Source organism: Pseudomonas sp. URMO17WK12:I11, from assembly GCF_007677725.1.
Taxonomy (GTDB): Bacteria; Pseudomonadota; Gammaproteobacteria; order Pseudomonadales; family Pseudomonadaceae; genus Aquipseudomonas.
The window spans coordinates 351,105-367,392 of the sequence record NZ_VEDF01000002.1 but is presented as its reverse complement, the minus strand read 5'-3'; the positions used below and the strand labels follow the sequence as shown (position 1 = coordinate 367,392).

General features: G+C 63.1%; 14 protein-coding genes. 8 read left to right on the top strand and 6 right to left on the bottom strand.

The features are described 5' to 3' along the window. Positions 1 to 39 precede the first annotated feature (39 nt). Complete coding sequence (locus FS665_RS04955) at positions 40 to 1,470, bottom strand: PLP-dependent aminotransferase family protein (protein ID WP_178108293.1); 1,431 nt, start codon at positions 1,468 to 1,470, stop codon at positions 40 to 42. Between the two features lie 179 nt (positions 1,471 to 1,649). Between FS665_RS04955 and FS665_RS04950 the strand changes: the two genes are divergently transcribed. After that, on the top strand, positions 1,650 to 1,880 hold the full coding sequence (locus FS665_RS04950; protein ID WP_145184296.1) for a DUF1127 domain-containing protein: 231 nt from the start codon (positions 1,650 to 1,652) through the stop codon (positions 1,878 to 1,880). Between the two features lie 136 nt (positions 1,881 to 2,016). Here the strand turns inward: FS665_RS04950 and FS665_RS04945 are convergent, their stop codons facing one another. After that, positions 2,017 to 3,309, bottom strand: a complete 1,293-nt coding sequence (locus tag FS665_RS04945; RefSeq protein WP_145184293.1) for an FAD-binding oxidoreductase — start codon at positions 3,307 to 3,309, stop codon at positions 2,017 to 2,019. Positions 3,310 to 3,445: 136 nt separating this feature from the next. On the opposite strand from FS665_RS04945, the gene FS665_RS04940 reads away from it, so the two are divergent. Beyond that, positions 3,446 to 3,799, top strand: coding sequence for a YkgJ family cysteine cluster protein (locus FS665_RS04940; protein ID WP_145184290.1), 354 nt, complete (start codon positions 3,446 to 3,448; stop codon positions 3,797 to 3,799). Between the two features lie 2 nt (positions 3,800 to 3,801). Here the strand turns inward: FS665_RS04940 and dadR are convergent, their stop codons facing one another. Next, positions 3,802 to 4,290, bottom strand: coding sequence for a transcriptional regulator DadR (gene dadR / locus FS665_RS04935; RefSeq protein ID WP_003258963.1), 489 nt, complete (start codon positions 4,288 to 4,290; stop codon positions 3,802 to 3,804). A 152-nt stretch (positions 4,291 to 4,442) separates the two neighbouring features. Here dadR and dadA point away from each other — a divergent pair, with 152 nt between their 5' ends. The 5 genes from dadA to FS665_RS04910 all read left to right on the top strand — a co-directional run bounded on the left by dadA (position 4,443) and on the right by FS665_RS04910 (position 10,204). Then, complete coding sequence (dadA, locus tag FS665_RS04930; protein WP_145184287.1) at positions 4,443 to 5,747, top strand: D-amino acid dehydrogenase; 1,305 nt, start codon at positions 4,443 to 4,445, stop codon at positions 5,745 to 5,747. A gap of 146 nt (positions 5,748 to 5,893) precedes the next feature. Beyond that, positions 5,894 to 6,967 carry an alanine racemase gene (gene alr, locus FS665_RS04925; RefSeq protein WP_145184284.1) on the top strand — a complete coding sequence of 358 codons (1,074 nt, stop codon included), beginning with the start codon at positions 5,894 to 5,896 and terminating at the stop codon, positions 6,965 to 6,967. A 108-nt stretch (positions 6,968 to 7,075) separates the two neighbouring features. After that, a complete protein-coding gene (locus FS665_RS04920; protein ID WP_145184980.1) occupies positions 7,076 to 7,624 on the top strand; it encodes a cupin domain-containing protein in 549 nt (182 codons plus the stop codon). A gap of 136 nt (positions 7,625 to 7,760) precedes the next feature. Beyond that, positions 7,761 to 8,183, top strand: coding sequence for a cytochrome c5 family protein (locus tag FS665_RS04915; protein WP_178108292.1), 423 nt, complete (start codon positions 7,761 to 7,763; stop codon positions 8,181 to 8,183). Positions 8,184 to 8,347: 164 nt separating this feature from the next. Then, entirely contained in the window at positions 8,348 to 10,204 is a 1,857-nt protein-coding gene (locus tag FS665_RS04910; RefSeq protein ID WP_145184281.1) for an acetyl-CoA hydrolase/transferase C-terminal domain-containing protein, read from the top strand. 36 nt (positions 10,205 to 10,240) lie between these two features. On the opposite strand, the gene FS665_RS04905 is transcribed toward FS665_RS04910, so the two are convergent. Next, positions 10,241 to 10,813: a xanthine phosphoribosyltransferase gene (locus tag FS665_RS04905; protein ID WP_060477211.1), complete on the bottom strand. Its 573-nt coding sequence runs from the start codon at positions 10,811 to 10,813 to the stop codon at positions 10,241 to 10,243. Positions 10,814 to 10,877: 64 nt separating this feature from the next. Continuing rightward, complete coding sequence (rep, locus tag FS665_RS04900; protein WP_145184278.1) at positions 10,878 to 12,887, bottom strand: DNA helicase Rep; 2,010 nt, start codon at positions 12,885 to 12,887, stop codon at positions 10,878 to 10,880. Between the two features lie 297 nt (positions 12,888 to 13,184). On the opposite strand from rep, the gene FS665_RS04895 reads away from it, so the two are divergent. Beyond that, the gene (locus tag FS665_RS04895; protein WP_145184275.1) at positions 13,185 to 14,849 is read left to right on the top strand and encodes a bifunctional diguanylate cyclase/phosphodiesterase; all 1,665 of its coding nucleotides are present in this window, start codon (positions 13,185 to 13,187) and stop codon (positions 14,847 to 14,849) included. A 41-nt stretch (positions 14,850 to 14,890) separates the two neighbouring features. On the opposite strand, the gene FS665_RS04890 is transcribed toward FS665_RS04895, so the two are convergent. Continuing rightward, complete coding sequence (locus FS665_RS04890) at positions 14,891 to 16,282, bottom strand: NorM family multidrug efflux MATE transporter (RefSeq protein ID WP_145184272.1); 1,392 nt, start codon at positions 16,280 to 16,282, stop codon at positions 14,891 to 14,893. Between the last annotated feature and the right edge of the window lie 6 nt (positions 16,283 to 16,288).

Here is a 16,288-nt window from a genome sequence, read left to right as displayed (position 1 = left end):
CAATGCACCAAGGGTATGACCGTGAGGGGCGGCGCAAAGTTACGCCTGGCCATCGCCTTCACCCAGTAGACGAATGGCGGTTTCACCCACCTTGCGTACGGCCGCTTCGATTTCAGGCGTCGCCCGCGAGGCAAAGTTCATCCGCAGGCAATGACGGAACTTGCCCGAGGCCGAGAAGATGCTGCCTACGGCGATCTGCACACCTTGTTCCAGTAAAGCGCGGTTGAGCCGCAGCGTATCGAAGTTTTCCGGCAGCTCCACCCACAGCACGAAACCACCCTGGGGGCGACTGACCCGTGTGCCTGGTGGAAAATACTGGGTCACCCAGTCGCTCATCTGGTCACGGGCGCGCTGGTATTGGCTGCGCATGCGCCGCACATGGGGCTGGTAATGGCCCTCGGCAATGAAGTCGGCGATGGCCAGCTGGGGCTGGCTGGCGGTGCTGCCGGTACTGATGTACTTCATGTGCAGCACGCGCTCCAGGTAGCGCCCCGGCGCCACCCAGCCGATGCGCAAGCCAGGCGCCAGGGTCTTGGAGAAGGAACTGCACAGCAGCACGCGGCCGTCATCGTCGAAGGATTTCAGCGTGCGGGGGCGCGGATAGGTATAGGCAAGGTCACCGTATACATCGTCTTCGAGGATCGCCACGTCATAGCGCTGCGCCAGGCTCAGCAGCGCCCGCTTGCGCGCCTCGGGCATGATGTAGCCCAGGGGATTGTTACAGCTGGGGGTGATCTGGATGAGCTTGATCGGCCACTGTTCCAGCGCAAGCTCCAGCGCTTCGAGGCTGATGCCCGTGAGCGGGTCGGTAGGGATTTCCAGCGCCTTCATGCCCAGGCCCTTGAGGGTCTGCATGGCGCCATGAAAGCTCGGCGAGTCGACCGCGACGATATCGCCGGGCGCACAGACTGCGCGAATACTGCACGACAGCGCCTCATGACACCCGGTGGTCACCACCAGGTCGGCCGGGTTCAGGCGGCAACCGGAGTCGAGCGTCAGCCGGGCGATCTGCTCGCGCAGGGCGAGGTTGCCGTGGATGGTGTCGTAGTAGAGCCCCGGCATGTCCTGGCGTCGACTCAGTTGGGCGAGGCTGCGCAGCAGCGGCTTGAGGGTCGGGCTGTCGATGTCGGGCATGCCACGGCCCAGCTGAATGACATCCTGGCGCGGTGTGCTGCGCACCAGTTCCAGCACCTGTTCCCACTGCGAGATATCCACAGGGCGCTGCACCGGGCGGCTCACCGCCGGCAGGCCGGGAAGCTGGCGATGATCACTGACGAAATAACCGGACTTGGGACGGGGTGAAACCAGGCCGCTGTCTTCGAGCATGCGATAGGCCTGCTGTACGGTACTCAGGCTTACCCCATGCTCGACGCTCAATGCGCGCACCGACGGCAGGCGCTGGCCGGGGCGATAGAGGCCCTGCTCGATGCGTGCGCCGAGCAGTTCGGCCAGGTTCAGATACAGGGTCACGGCATACTCCCGCAGAATTATTGTTATTCGACCAGTACAGATCCGCTGAAAATACAGCATTCAGCGGGCGTTGAGCCAATTCTGTATGGGAATAATAAGCCTGTATTGGGTCTGTATTGTCTCGGTACTCACCGCGCATGCTTTCTCCACGGTCACACACGGAATGGGAGAAAGCAGCGATGGGAGGCATGAGCGATGTGCGCTTGCAATTGTTGGGCAAGGAATTGGAGGCCGGGCAGCAGACCAGTGTGTTCAGCGCACCGCAAGGGCTCGGGCGTTGGGGGCTGATGCTGCATCGCTGGCATACCCGCCGCGCGCTGTTGCAGCTCGATGATGACCAGCTACGGGATATCGGCTTGAGCTGGGAGCAGGCGCGCACCGAAGGGCGCAAACCTTGCTGGAAAAACTGACCCGCATCGAGACCTTTTTTCGGGGGCAGCTGAGTTGCTCACTTCAAGCGTCCAACGCGCCCCTGCGGGAGCAACTGGCTTGCTCAATCAAGGTTCGCTGGATGCGAGAAACTCAGCCAGAGGGTTGCTCAACCCCTCAGGCCAGCTCTTTCAGGCGATGCCAGAGCATGCCCAACGCCAATAGCGGCGAGCGTAGGTACCTGCCACCAGGGAAGGTCATGTGCGGCACCTTGGCGAACAGGTCGAAGCGCCCGCTCTCCTGGCCGCTGATCGCCTCGCCCAGCAAGCGTGCGGCCAGGTGAGTAGCGTTCAAGCCGTGGCCTGAATAGGCCTGGGCGTAGTAGACGTTGGGGTGGCCGGCCAGGCGGCCGACTTGCGGCAAGCGATTGGCACCGATGCCGATCATGCCGCCCCACTGGTAATCGATACGCACGCCCGCCAGTTGCGGAAACACCTTGAGCAACTTGGGCAGCATGTAGGCGGCGATGTCGCGTGGATCGCGGCCGGAGTAATGGCACGCCCCGCCAAACAACAATCGATGGTCGGCAGACAGGCGATAGTAATCCAGGGCCACACGCTGGTCGCACACCGCCATGTTCTGCGGCAGCAGCTCGCGAGCACGCGCCTGGCCGAGCGGCTCGGTGGCGATGATGTAGCTGCCGGCGGGCAGTACCTTGCCACCAAGTTCACGGTTCAGGTCGTTGTGGTAGGCGTTGCAGCACAGCACCAGGGTCTTGGCCCGAACCCGTCCTTGGGCGGTGTGAACCTGCACTTCAATGCCGTAATCAATGCGCGTCACCTGCGACTGTTCGAACAGCCTGACCCCAAGGCGATTGGCCACTGCGGCCTCGCCGAGTGCCAGGTTCAGCGGATGCAGGTGACCGGAACCCATGTCGATCAGGCCGCCAACGTAACGCTCCGAGCCCACCACGGTATGGACATCGTCGCGGCCAACCAGACGCAGCGAGTGTCGGTAACCGAGCGCGCGAAGTTCGTCGGCCTCTTCGGCAAAGCCTCTGAGTTCAGCCGGTTTGTTGGCCAGGTCGCAGTATCCCCAGGTCAGGTCGCAGGCGATGGCATGACGTTCGACGCGCTCGCGGACGATATCCACGGCTTCCAGACCCATCAGCTTCAGGCTGCGCACGCCCTCTTCGCCAAGTACCGGCAGAAATTGCCCCAGCCCATGCCCGACGCCTCGGATCAGCTGCCCACCATTGCGCCCGCTGGCGCCCCAGCCGAGCTTGCGCGCCTCCAACAGGATGACCGAAAAACCCCGTTCGGCCAGTTCTATCGCCGTGTTCAACCCTGAATAACCGCCGCCGACAATGCACACATCGGCGCTGTGTTCACCTTGCAGGTACGCGTAATCAGGGTGTGGCGCGCTGCTGGCGGCATAGTAGGAGGCGGCGTGCTGCGCGCTGTGGATCATTGAAACAACCCTTGAAGATGGCGAGAGGCGCGAGAATAAGCCGAGCGATCGTGGCGGGGCAACCAACGGCGGGTGGGTCAAGCGCGGTGCCCAAAGGGCTTATAATCGGGCGGTCATCTTCATCTTGTGCCTCGCCATGTCCTGCAATCGCCACAAAATCACCTTCCTGCGCGAACTGATTCCCTCATTCGAATGCGAGCCTGGCTGTCACGATTGCTGTGGGCCAGTGACCACCTCGACCGAAGAAATGGCGCGTCTGCCGCGCAAGTCCCAGGCCGAGCAGGACGCGGCGCTCGAGCGCCTGGATTGCGTCCACCTTGGGCCCGACGGCTGCACCGTGTATGCAGAGCGGCCGCTGATCTGCCGGTTGTTCGGCACCACGCCACGCATGGCCTGCCCGCGTGGCCGCGGGCCAAGCCCGATGCTCGATCCGCAAGCCGAGCAGTTGGTCCACAACTACATTGCCAGCACCCGTCAGGTGCTGGTCTAGCGTCAGTCGGGAATAGGCAGGCAGAGGCTTTCCTTGACCTCTTCCATCACGATGTAGCTTTTCGACTCGCGCACATGCGGCAGCTTGAGCAGGATGTCGCCAAGCAGCTTGCGATAAGAGGCCATCTCGGAAATCCGCGCCTTCACCAGATAGTCGAAGTCGCCGGACACCAAGTGGCACTCGAGCACGTGCGGCAGTTTCAGCACTGCACGGCGAAACTCTTCAAACGTGTCACCAGACTTGTAATCCAGGCTGATCTCCACAAACACCAGCAGACTGCCCTTCAAGTGTTGAGGATTGAGGCGGGCGTTGTAGCCCATGATGATCCCTTCGCGCTCCAGGCGACGTACCCGTTCCGTACAGGGGGTGGTGGAGAGCCCGACTTTCTCGCCCAGCTCGGTGAAGGAAATGCGCCCGTCATTCTGCAGAATGCGCAGGATATTGCGGTCGATCTTGTCCAGTTCACGCTTGCTCTGATGCTGGGTTCTCATAGGGGATGCCCCTCCGTGAAAGGCGTTATTGCCGAGAATTCTCGCCAATAATAGGCTTTTATATAGTGAATAGCACTGGCCTTGGCTTCATATACTGCGCCCATCCATGCCATATCAACAAATAGCGGTGCGCCGCGTGCGAGGGATGAACGATGCGAGTTTTGGTACTAGGTAGCGGTGTGATCGGTACCGCCAGTGCCTATTATCTGGCCCGGCAAGGCTTTGAGGTGACCGTGGTCGACCGCCAACCGGCAGTGGCCAGGGAAACCAGCTTTGCCAACGCCGGCCAGATCTCGCCCGGCTATGCCTCGCCCTGGGCCGCCCCAGGCGTGCCGCTCAAGGCGATCAAGTGGCTGCTCGAGCGACATGCGCCCCTGGCGATCAAGCTGACCGGCGACGTCGACCAGTATTTGTGGATGGCGCAGATGCTGCGCAACTGCACAGCCAATCGTTATGCGGTGAACAAGGAGCGCATGGTGCGGCTGTCCGAGTACAGCCGCGACTGCCTTGACGAGCTGCGCGCCGAAACCGGCATTGCCTACGAAAACCGCAGCCTCGGTACCACCCAGCTGTTCCGCACCCAGGCTCAGGTCGATGCCGCGGCCAAGGATATCGCCGTACTCGAGCAGTCCGGGGTGCCCTACGAATTGCTCGACCGCGACGGCATCGCGCGGGTCGAACCCGCGTTGGCGGGGGTCAAGGACATTCTGGCCGGCGCCTTGCGCTTGCCCAACGACCAGACCGGCGATTGCCAGCTGTTCACCACCAAGCTGGCGGAAATGGCGGTCAAGCTGGGCGTGGAGTTCCGCTTTGGTCAGGATATCCAGTGCCTGGATCGTGCTGGCGATCGCATCAACGGCGTGTGGATCGACGGCAAGCTTGAGACCGCCGACCGTTACGTATTGGCGTTGGGCAGCTACTCGCCGCAGCTGCTCAAGCCGTTGGGCATCAAGGCGCCGGTGTATCCGCTCAAGGGTTACTCGTTGACCGTGCCGATCACCAATGCCGGCATGGCGCCGACCTCGACCATCCTCGATGAGACCTACAAGGTCGCGATCACCCGCTTCGACAACCGCATTCGCGTTGGCGGCATGGCTGAAATCGCAGGGTTCGACCTGTCACTGAATCCGCGTCGGCGCGAAACGCTGGAGATGATCGTCAACGACCTTTATCCTCGCGGCGGTGATTTGAGCCAGGCCAGCTTCTGGACCGGTCTGCGCCCAGCCACCCCGGACGGTACGCCAATCGTCGGTGCCACTGCGTTGCGCAACCTGTTCCTCAACACAGGCCACGGCACACTGGGCTGGACCATGGCCTGCGGCTCCGGACGCCTTTTGGCTGACTTGATCGCACGCCGCAAGCCGCAGATCAGTGCTGAAGGCCTGGACATTTCGCGCTACGGCAGCAGCGCTGACGTCGCCAAACACGCCGAAAGCGCGCCGGCTCATCAGCAGTAAGAGGTTTGTCGCGATTTTGTTGCGGGCAAGTCGGCTCATACATGCACACTGCAGGTCGCAAGGCTGTGCAGTACGTGCTAGAGCCGGCTTGCCCGCGAAGCATCCGACACCGTTTTCAACATCCGAATCACCATAAGGCAGCCGCCATGCGTCCCGCCCGCGCTCTGATCGACCTGCAAGCCCTTCGTCACAACTACCACCTGGCCCGCGAACTGTCCGGCGCCAAAGCCCTGGCCGTGATCAAGGCCGACGCCTACGGCCACGGCGCCGTGCGTTGCGCCCTGGCCCTGGAGGCCGAGGCCGACGGTTTTGCCGTGGCCTGTATCGAGGAAGCCCTGGAGCTGCGGGCCGCTGGCATCAAAGCGCCGGTGTTGCTGCTGGAAGGTTTCTTCGAGGCCAGCGAGCTGGCGCTGATCGCCGAGCATGACGTGTGGTGCGTGGTGCATTCGCTGTGGCAACTCGAAGCCATCGAACACACCCATGTGCACAAACCGCTGAGCATCTGGCTCAAACTCGACAGTGGCATGCACCGGGTTGGGTTGCACCCCAAGGACTACCAAGCGGCGTATCAGCGCCTGCTGGCAAGCGGCAAGGTCGCGCGCATCGTGCTGATGAGTCATTTCGCCCGTGCCGACGAGCCGCAGGCCGACGCCACCGCGCAGCAGATTGCCGTGTTCAATGCCGCTCGCGAGGGGCTGGCCGCCGAGTGCAGCCTGCGCAACTCACCCGGCGTGTTGGCCTGGCCACAGGCGCCCAGCGATTGGGTGCGTCCAGGCATCATGCTCTACGGCGCCACGCCGTTCGAGCAGGATCAGGCCCAGGCGGCGCGACTGCAGCCGGTGATGACCTTGCAATCGCGGGTGATCAGCGTGCGTGAGCTGCCGGCCGGGGAGCCGGTAGGTTATGGGGCGAAGTTCCACAGCCAGCGGCCGACGCGGGTCGGCGTGGTTGCCATGGGCTACGCCGACGGCTACCCACGGCATGCGCCCAGCGGCACGCCGGTGCTCGTCGCCGGCCAGCGTACGCAATTGATCGGCCGGGTTTCGATGGACATGCTGTGCATCGACCTCACCGACGTACCCCAGGCCGATGTTGGGAGTCCGGTCGAGCTATGGGGCAAGCAGGTGCTGGCCAGTGACGTGGCCATGCAGGCGCAGACGATTCCCTATGAGATCTTCTGCAACCTCAAGCGGGTGCCGCTGGAGTACTACGGCGAATAGGCCTTCGAAGCGGCCAAGTGCGGGCGGTGTGTTGTAAATACTGAACGGCATTGCCATGATATCGTTCACATGCACCCCGCCATCACACCGTTTCAGGAGGCTCCAGCTTTGGACGTCGGCGAACGACTGCAAGCCATCCGCAAGCTCAAGGGCCTGTCCCAGCGTGAACTCGCCAAGCGAGCAGGGGTGACCAACAGCACCATCTCGATGATCGAGAAGAACAGCGTGAGCCCCTCGATCAGCTCGCTGCGCAAGGTGCTCAGCGGCATCCCCATGTCGATGGTGGAGTTCTTTTCCGTCGAACTGGAAGCGCAAAGCCCCACGCAGATCGTCTACAAGGCTGACGAACTGATCGACATCTCCGACGGTGCGGTGACCATGAAGCTGGTCGGCAAGTCGCATCCCAATCGCGCCATCGCCTTTCTGACCGAGGTCTATCCGCCAGGGGCCGACACCGGCGCCGAAATGCTTACCCACGATGGTGAGGAAACCGGCATCCTGCTCGAGGGCAAGCTGGAACTGGTGGTAGGCAATGAGTTGTTCATCCTCGAGGCCGGCGACAGTTACTATTTCGAAAGCAGCCGCCCACACCGCTTTCGCAACCCTTTCGATACACCAGCACGCTTGATCAGCGCCGCTACCCCATCGAATTTTTGATCCAGCGCATTGCATTGCTCTTGCAATACCCCTTTGCCGAGTAGGGTCGTTTCACGCGCATCGGCTTGCCGCTATACTTTGCAACGCTCGCATTACCGTGGCCGCGGGCATGTTTAGCCACCATGAGGGTGTTCGCGTGAACCAAATCAAAAAAATGCTGGCCGCACCAGCAGCCGTTTTCGCCCTTTGGGCAATGAGCGCAACCGCAGCGACCAACGACGACATCGCCAAGCGCCTCGAGCCAGTTGGCCAAGTCTGTGTGCAAGGCCGGGCATGCCAGGGCATGGATGTGGCTGTCGCAGCGGGCGGCGGCGCGGCCAAGAGCCCGGACGATGTGATCGCCAAGCATTGCACCGCCTGCCACGCCAGCGGGTTGCTGGGCGCGCCGAAGATCGGCGATACCGCAGCCTGGAAAGAACGCGCCGACCATCAAGGTGGCTTGGATGGCATCCTGGCCAAGGCCATTACCGGGGTGAACGCCATGCCGCCGAAGGGCACCTGCGCAGATTGCTCGGATGATGACCTCAAGGCAGCGATCAAGAAGATGTCCGGCCTTTGAGCGCCTGAAGCGTGTCCACAAGCCCGCCGTCGATGGCGGGTTTTGTTCATCTGTCCATTGCGCAGGTACTGGCGCATACGTCTTCGCGCTAACCCTGGCTAGGCAACCATCGCGCCGACACCCGGTCCAACCTCCTGAACCCAAGGACGACTCAGGAGGCCCTGATGCACCTCTGCTCCATCGACCATGCCGTCGAGCAAGTCCTGGCGCGCCTGCCGGATCATATCCACATGGGCCTGCCGCTGGGCTTGGGCAAACCCAATGCGTTCGTCAACGCGTTGTACGCCAGGGTCCGAGCGTTGCCGCAGCGTCAGCTGACGATCTACACGGCGTTGTCCCTGGGGCGCCCGCCGTTGGGCGATGGCCTGCAGCGGCGGTTTCTCGAGCCTTTCGTCGAACGGGTGTTCGCTGACTACGAAGAACTCAGCTACCTGGCCGAGCTGCGCAACGATAACCTGCCGCCGAATATCCGCGTGCAGCAGTTCTTCATGCAGCCCGGCAGCTTGCTGCACAGCAGCACGGCCCAGCAGGACTACATCAGCAGCAACTACAGTCATGCTGCCCGTGACATCAATGCCAAGGGCCTGAACCTGATCGCCCAACTGGTCGCCGCTACGCCTGAGCGTCCGGTGCACCTGAGCCTGGCCTGTAATCCGGACATCACCCTGGACCTGCAACCGATGATCGCCGAGCGCCGCGCCGCCGGTGAAACCATCCTCATGCTCGGCCAGGTGCATGCCGAACTGCCGTACATGCCCGGCGACGCCGAACTGCCGATGGACGCCTTCGACCTGTTGATCGACGAAGCCGAGCAACGCCGGTTGTTCTCTACCCCCAACATGCCCGTCACCACCCAGGACCATTGCATCGGCCTGCACGCCAGCACCTTGGTACGTGACGGTGGCACATTGCAGATCGGCATCGGTGCCATGGGCGATGCCGTGGCATCGGCGCTGCTGGCGCGCCACGCCGACAACCCCGGCTATCGCGCCGTGCTCGCCGAGCTCGACACCTCACTCTGGCAGGCGCTGATCGACCGCGAGGGCGGCCAAGCGCCCTTTGCCGAAGGCCTGTACGGCTGCAGCGAGATGTTCGTCAACGGTCTGCTGGCGCTGGCCGAGGCCGGCGTGGTGCGGCGTCCGGCAGACGAATCTGGGGTCTTGGTACATGGCGGCTTCTTCCTCGGTCCGCAGGCGTTCTACCAGCGCTTGCAGGACATGACCCTGGAGCAGCGCAGCCGCTTCGCCATGACCGGCATCGGTTTCATCAACGAGCTGTACGGCGACGAACCGCTCAAGCGTCGTCAGCGCCGCGATGCGCGCTTTCTCAATACGGTGTTCGGCATGACCTTGCTGGGCGCCGGGGTGGCCGACCAGTTGGAAGATGGGCGCGTGCTGAGCGGGGTAGGCGGGCAATACAACTTCGTCGCGCAAGGCCACGCGCTGCATGGCGGGCGCTCGATCCTGCTGCTGCGCAGCTGGCGTGAGGCGGCGGGCGAGGTGACATCGAACCTGTTCTGGAACTATGGCCACTGCACCATTCCCCGACACCTGCGCGACATTGTGGTGACCGAGTACGGCATTGCGGACCTGCGTGGCCAGACCGACAGCGAAGTGATCGCTCGCTTGCTGGCGGTGAGCGATTCACGCTTTCAGCAAGCGCTGATCGAGCAAGCCAGGCAAGCCGGCAAGCTGGCCAAGGACTTCGTGCTCGATGCGCGGTTTGCCGATAACACGCCAGCGCGCCTGGAGGCACTCAAGGCGCGGCATGCGCAACTGTTCCCGGAGTACCCGCTGGGTACCGACTTCACCAGCGAAGAGCAGGACTTGCTGCGTGCGTTGAACTGGCTCAAGGGCAAATTCAAGCTCAGCGAAGCCTTGGAGTTGGGCAAGGCGACGCTCGAAGCACCTGGGCCGCAAGGCTACGAAGCGCATCTGGCGCGCATGCAACTGGAGCAGCCGCAGGGCTTGAAAGAGGAGCTGTATCAGCGGCTGCTGCTGGCGGGTTTGGCAGCGACCTGAGCGATTACCGGGGCCGCGATGCGGCCCCAGGAACAATCACTCGATGAAGCTGACCACGCCGCCTTCCAGCGACTTGACCCGGGCCAGCGACTCGACGCGGTAGCCTTGGCTGTCGAGTTCGGCACGCCCACCCTGGAACGACTTCTCGATCACGATACCCAAGCCGGCCACGGTGGCGCCGGCCTGCTTGATGATCGAAATCAGCGCCTGGGAGGCCTTGCCGTTGGCCAGGAAGTCGTCGATCACCAGCACGCGGTCGCTGCTGTTGAGGTGGCGCGGCGAAATGGCCACGGTGTTTTCAGTCTGCTTGGTGAACGAGTAGACCGAAGCGGTCAGCAGGTTCTCGGTCAGGGTCAGCGACTGGTGCTTGCGCGCGAAGATCACCGGGACGCCCAGCTTCAGGCCGGTCATCACCGCCGGGGCGATGCCCGACGCTTCGATGGTGACGATCTTGGTCACGCCGGCATCGGCGAACAGGCGGGCGAACTCGTCACCGATCAGCTGCATCAGCGCCGGGTCGATCTGGTGATTGAGAAACGCGTCGACTTTGAGAACCTGATCGGAAAGCACGATGCCTTCTTCGCGAATCTTCTGATGCAGTGCTTGCACTGTGGTTTCCTCGATGAAACAAAGGTGGCCGCAAAACGCGGCAGAGTTTAAGAGTAATGGTTGATCAGCGTTTGAGCATTGCCCGGATATCGGCCAGAGCGTTGTTGCCGCGTGCGGCCTTTACCTCCACTGGCGCATCGTCCAGGCCTTCCCAGGCCAGGTCGTCGGGCGGTAGTTCGTCGAGGAAGCGGCTGGGCGTGCAATCGATGATCTCGCCGTACTGCTTACGCTTGGCGGCGAACGTGAAGGCCAGGGTCTGGCGTGCGCGGGTGATGCCCACGTAGGCCAGGCGGCGTTCTTCCTCGATGGTGTCGGCCTCGATGCTGGAGCGGTGGGGAAGGATTTCTTCCTCCATGCCCATGATGAACACGTAAGGGAATTCCAGGCCCTTGGAGGCATGCAGGGTCATCATCTGCACGCCTTCGGCGTTCTCTTCCTCTTCCTGCTGACGCTCGAGCATGTCACGCAAGACCAGCTTGCCGATGGCATCCTCGATGGTCATGTCGCCCTCTTCGTCCTTCTCGAGGGTGTTCTTCAGCGCTTCGACCAGGAACCACACGTTGCTGATCCGAAACTCCGCAGCCTTGTCGCTGGCGGTTTGCTGGCGGATCCAGTTTTCGTAGTCGATGTCGCGGATCATTTCGTGCAGCGCGGCGATCGGATCTTCCAGGGCGACCTTGTGGCGCACGCCATCGAGCCAGTGCTTGAAGCGCTGCAGGCGTTCTGTGTAGCGCGCGTCCAGGTGCTCACCCAGGCCCAGTTCTTCACTGGCGGCGTACATCGAGACGCCGCGTTCGGTGGCGTAGTTACCGAGCTTTTCCAGGGTCGTCGAGCCGATCTCCCGGCGCGGTACGTTGATTACCCGCAGATAGGCGTTGTCGTCATCGGGGTTGACCAGCAGGCGCAGGTAGGCCATCAGGTCCTTGACCTCCTGGCGACCGAAGAAGCTGTTGCCGCCGGATAGGCGATAGGGCACCTGGTGGTGCTGCAGCTTCAGTTCGATGAGCTTGGCCTGGTAGTTGCCGCGGTAGAGGATGGCGAAATCGCTGTACGGGCGGTCGGTGCGCAGGTGCAAGGTGAGGATTTCCATGGCCACGCGTTCGGCCTCGGCATCTTCGTTCTTGCAGCGGATCACGCGGATCTCGTCGCCCACGCCCATCTCGCTCCACAACTGCTTTTCGAAGGCATGCGGGTTGTTGGCGATGAGCACGTTGGCGCAGCGCAGGATGCGGCTGGTGGAGCGGTAGTTCTGCTCGAGCATGACGATCTTCAAGGAAGGGTAGTCCTCCTTGAGCAGCATCAGGTTCTCCGGGCGGGCGCCGCGCCAGGCGTAGATCGACTGGTCGTCATCGCCGACCACGGTGAACTGGTTGCGCATGCCGATGAGCATTTTCACCAGCAGGTACTGACTGGCGTTGGTGTCCTGGTACTCGTCCACCAGCAAGTAGCGCACACGGTTCTGCCAGCGTTCGAGTACGTCTGGGTGCTCCTGGAACAGCTTGACCGGCAGCAGGATGAGGTCGTCGAAGTCGACCGCGTTGAATGCCTTGAGCGTGCGCTGATAGTGGGTGTAGACGATGGCGGCAGTCTGCTCGCGCGGGTTGCGCGCCTTTTCCAGGGCCTCGGCGGGCAGGATCAGGTCGTTTTTCCAGGCACCGATCATGTTCTTGATCTCGTCGATGCCGTCGTCGCCGGAGTATTCCTTTTGCATGATGTCCGACAGCAACGCCTTGATGTCGGACTCATCGAAAATCGAGAAGCCGGGTTTGTAGCCCAGGCGCTGGTGTTCCTTGCGGATGATGTTCAGGCCAAGGTTGTGAAAGGTGCACACCGTCAGGCCACGACCTTCCCCCGGGCGCAGCAAGGTGGCGACCCGTTCCTTCATCTCGCGGGCGGCCTTGTTGGTGAAGGTCATCGCCACGATGTACTGGGCGCGGATGCCACAGTTCTGGATGAGGTGGGCAATCTTGCGCGTGATCACGCTGGTTTTGCCCGAGCCGGCACCGGCGAGCACCAATAGAGGGCCGCCGACGTAGTCACGGGCTTCCTGTTGCCGGGGATTGAGTCGGGACATGCTAGAAACCGGGGGTCGCCAGAAAATAGCCGCGCATTCTAACAGGCATGGGCGGCTTATGGCGCGACCGTCTGACGTTTGGGTCAGACTTTTGTGTAGCGATCATCATTAGCCAGACTAATGGCATTCACCGGAAAAATCGTAATTGCTCGGCGTCGGAGTTTCGCGCAGGATGCACGTCAAAATGCGACGGGTGGTATTGCGACAAGGATGTGTGTAAAAGTGAAAATCATTTTCATTTATGCAGTAGCATATCCGACTTTCTCCGCTTCACCTTTCGAGTCCTAAGGAGCCCGCTTGTCCACGCCTGCCGAACCTCTGCGTTTGCTGCTGCTGGCCGATGAGCCGCATTGGGTTGCCTTGCTTCGCGACTGCCTGCTACCGCTCGATGGCGCCGCCGTGTTGCTGACGGCGCCGAACTGGGCAGCGGTCGATACCTTGTTCAGCACTGATCGCCAGGCCGTGGTCCTGGCCACGCCGGCCTTGCAGCCGGCGCCTGGGCGCTGCGAGCTGCCGACCATCTTGCTGCTGGAGCATGAGCCGGCGTCCGCACCCACCGGGGTGAGCGACTGGCTGGTAGGCGACCAACTCAACACCGATGCCCTGCGCCGCTCGCTGCGCCACGTGCGTGAGCGCGGCGTATTGGTGGCGACCCTGCAGCGCCTGGCCGAACAGGATCCGTTGACCGGCATCGCCAATCGCCAGGGCTTTCAGGCCTTGCTGACCACCCGTCTGGCCGAGCACGAAGGCCGCGGGGTGGCCCTCGGGCACCTGGACCTGGACAACTTTCGCCACGTCAACGATGCCCTGGGCCATCAGTGCGGCGACCGCCTGATCCTCAAGGTGGTGTCACGCCTGAAGCAGCAGCTGGAGGCCGGTGACCAGCTGGCGCGCCTGGGCAGCGACGAGTTCGCCTTGCTCATCGATACCCGGCGCGACCCCAACCGCGCCGAGTGGATCGCCGAGCGCATCGTCGAGGCCTTGGCCGAGCCCTACTGGATCGACGGCGAAAGCCTGTTGCTCGGCTGCAGCCTGGGCCTGGCCCATGCCCGTGCGCAGAGTGGCGCCGATCCGCTGATGTGGCATGCGCACATTGCCATGCGCCAGGCCAAGGCCAGCCAGGGCTGCACTTATCACGTGTTCAACGAACGCATCAACCGTAACGCGCGCAGCCTGGCCGACCTGGAAAGCGAACTGCGCCGGGCCCTGCGCCGCGACGAGCTGGAACTGCACTACCAACCACGGCTCAACCTTGCCGACGGCCGCATCGTCGGGCTCGAGGCCCTGGTGCGCTGGCGGCATGCCGAACGTGGCTTGCTGCCACCGAGCGAATTCGTGCCGTTGGCCGAGCAGAGCGGGCTGATCGTGCCATTGGGCTACTGGGTGATTTCGCGGGCGCTGCGTGACATGCAGGCGCTGCGCGAGCGTGGGCTGGCGCCGTTGCACATGGCGGTGAACCTGAGCTTCAGGCAGTTTCAGGACAGCCAGTTGTTGGCCACGTTGAGCCGCTTGATCATCGAGCATGGGGTCGATGCGCGCTGGCTGGAGTTCGAATTGACCGAAACCGCGGTCATGCGCCGCAACGAGTTGGTGCGCCAGACCATGGATGCGCTGGGCCGCCTGGGCGTGCGCTTCTCACTGGACGACTTCGGCACCGGTTTCTCTTCGTTCGTGCACCTGAACAGCCTGCCGATCACGTTGCTCAAGGTCGATCGCAGTTTCGTCGCCGAGATGGAGATGCGCGAAGAGAACCGCAAGCTGGTCCACGCGATGATCAACCTGGCGCATAACCTCAACCTGGAGGTGGTGGCCGAGGGCGTGGAAAGCGCTGAGCAGCTGGCCCTGTTACGTGGCTTTGGCTGCGACCAGGTGCAGGGCTTTCTGGTCAGCAGGCCGTTGCCGGTGGACGAGCTGATGGAGTACCTGCTGCACACCACCGAGCGCCAGCTCGCAATCCTCTAGCGCCAGTCGCGCCTTCCAGCGAGGGTTTTGCAGGCGCGGCGTCAGCCGCGCACACCGGCCAGGCTGGCGCCATCCCTGGCCCTGGCCAGCAACCGCTTCATCCGCCACTCGAATGCGGTGGTCAGGGCTACCGCCGCGCAGGCCAGGCCCAAGGCCAGGCCCCACCACACGCCAACGGCGCCGCCACCGAAGGTGAAGGTCAGCAGCCAGGCACTGGGCGCGCCCACCAGCCAGTAGCAGCACAGGCCGATGAGGAAGGTGATCTTGGCGTCCTTGAGGCCGCGAATCGAGCCCATGGCGATGGTTTGCACGCCATCGAACAGCTCGAACCAGGCCGCTACCATCAGCAACTGCACCGCCAGTTGGAAGATGGCCGAGAACGCCGGATCGCTGCGGTCGATGAACAGCCCCACCAGGGCCTCGGGCAGCAGCCAGAACAAGGCGGCGAAGGCGAACATGATCATCGCGCCGAAGCCGATGCCCACCCGCCCGGCGCTGCGCGCGGCCAGCAGGTTGCCCGCCCCGTAGTACAGGCCAACCCGCATGGTCACCGCATAGGACAGCCCGGTCGGCACCATGAAGGCGGTGGACACGATCTGCAGGGCGATCTGGTGCGCCGCCAGTTCCGTGCTACCCAACACGCCCATGCACAGCGCAGCGAAGGCGAACAGGCCGACTTCGACCATGTAGGTACCGCCAATCGGCAGGCCGAGTCGCCACAGCTCGCGCAGCGCCGGCAGGCTTGGACGCGCCAGGCCCTTGCGCAGCGGGTAGTCGGCGTAGGCGGGGTGCCAGCGGATATACAGCGCCAAAGCGATCGCCATGCCCATCGAGACCACGGCGGTGACCAGGCCGATACCCATCAGGCCCAGCTTGGGCAAGCCGAACATGCCTTCGATCAGCGCGACGTTGAGCAAATAGTTGAGCACCGTGCCGACCAGGCTGATGACCATCACCGGCGTCGAGCGGCCCAGGGCGCTGGTGAAGCCGCGCAGGGCCATGAACGTCAGATAACCGGGCAGGGCCAGCGGCAGCAGGGTGAGAAACTCAGCCGCCGCCTCGACGTTCTGCGGTTGCTGGCCAAACAGCAGCAATACCGGCTTGAGGTTCCACAGTGCCAGCCCGGCCACCAGCGCCAGGCCCCAAGCCAGCCACAAGCCGTTCTGCGCCAGGCGCGTGGCGCCTTCGATGTCGTTGGCGCCTTTGCGAATCGCCACCAGCGTGCCCACTGCGGCGATCACGCCCAGGCAGAAGATCGACACGAACGAATAGCTCGCTGCGCCCAACCCGCCGCCAGCCAGGGCCTGGGGGCTGATACGCGCCATCATCAGGGTGTCGGTAAGCACCATCAGCATGTGCGCCAACTGCGAGGCGACCAGCGGCCCGGCCAGGCGCAGCAGAGCCTTGAGTTCGGTAGTCGGCGCGACATGCATGAGGGT

Excerpts from the sequence above, each read along its gene's own strand:
- FS665_RS04950 (WP_145184296.1), top strand. The coding sequence starts at position 1,650 with ATGGGAGGCATGAGCGATGTGCGCTTGCAATTGTTGGGCAAGGAATTG.
- FS665_RS04945 (WP_145184293.1), bottom strand. The coding sequence starts at position 3,309 with ATGATCCACAGCGCGCAGCACGCCGCCTCCTACTATGCCGCCAGCAGC.
- FS665_RS04940 (WP_145184290.1), top strand. The coding sequence starts at position 3,446 with ATGTCCTGCAATCGCCACAAAATCACCTTCCTGCGCGAACTGATTCCC.
- dadR (WP_003258963.1), bottom strand. The coding sequence starts at position 4,290 with ATGAGAACCCAGCATCAGAGCAAGCGTGAACTGGACAAGATCGACCGC.
- dadA (WP_145184287.1), top strand. The coding sequence starts at position 4,443 with ATGCGAGTTTTGGTACTAGGTAGCGGTGTGATCGGTACCGCCAGTGCC.
- alr (WP_145184284.1), top strand. The coding sequence starts at position 5,894 with ATGCGTCCCGCCCGCGCTCTGATCGACCTGCAAGCCCTTCGTCACAAC.
- FS665_RS04910 (WP_145184281.1), top strand. The coding sequence starts at position 8,348 with ATGCACCTCTGCTCCATCGACCATGCCGTCGAGCAAGTCCTGGCGCGC.
- rep (WP_145184278.1), bottom strand. The coding sequence starts at position 12,887 with ATGTCCCGACTCAATCCCCGGCAACAGGAAGCCCGTGACTACGTCGGC.
- FS665_RS04890 (WP_145184272.1), bottom strand. The coding sequence starts at position 16,282 with ATGCATGTCGCGCCGACTACCGAACTCAAGGCTCTGCTGCGCCTGGCC.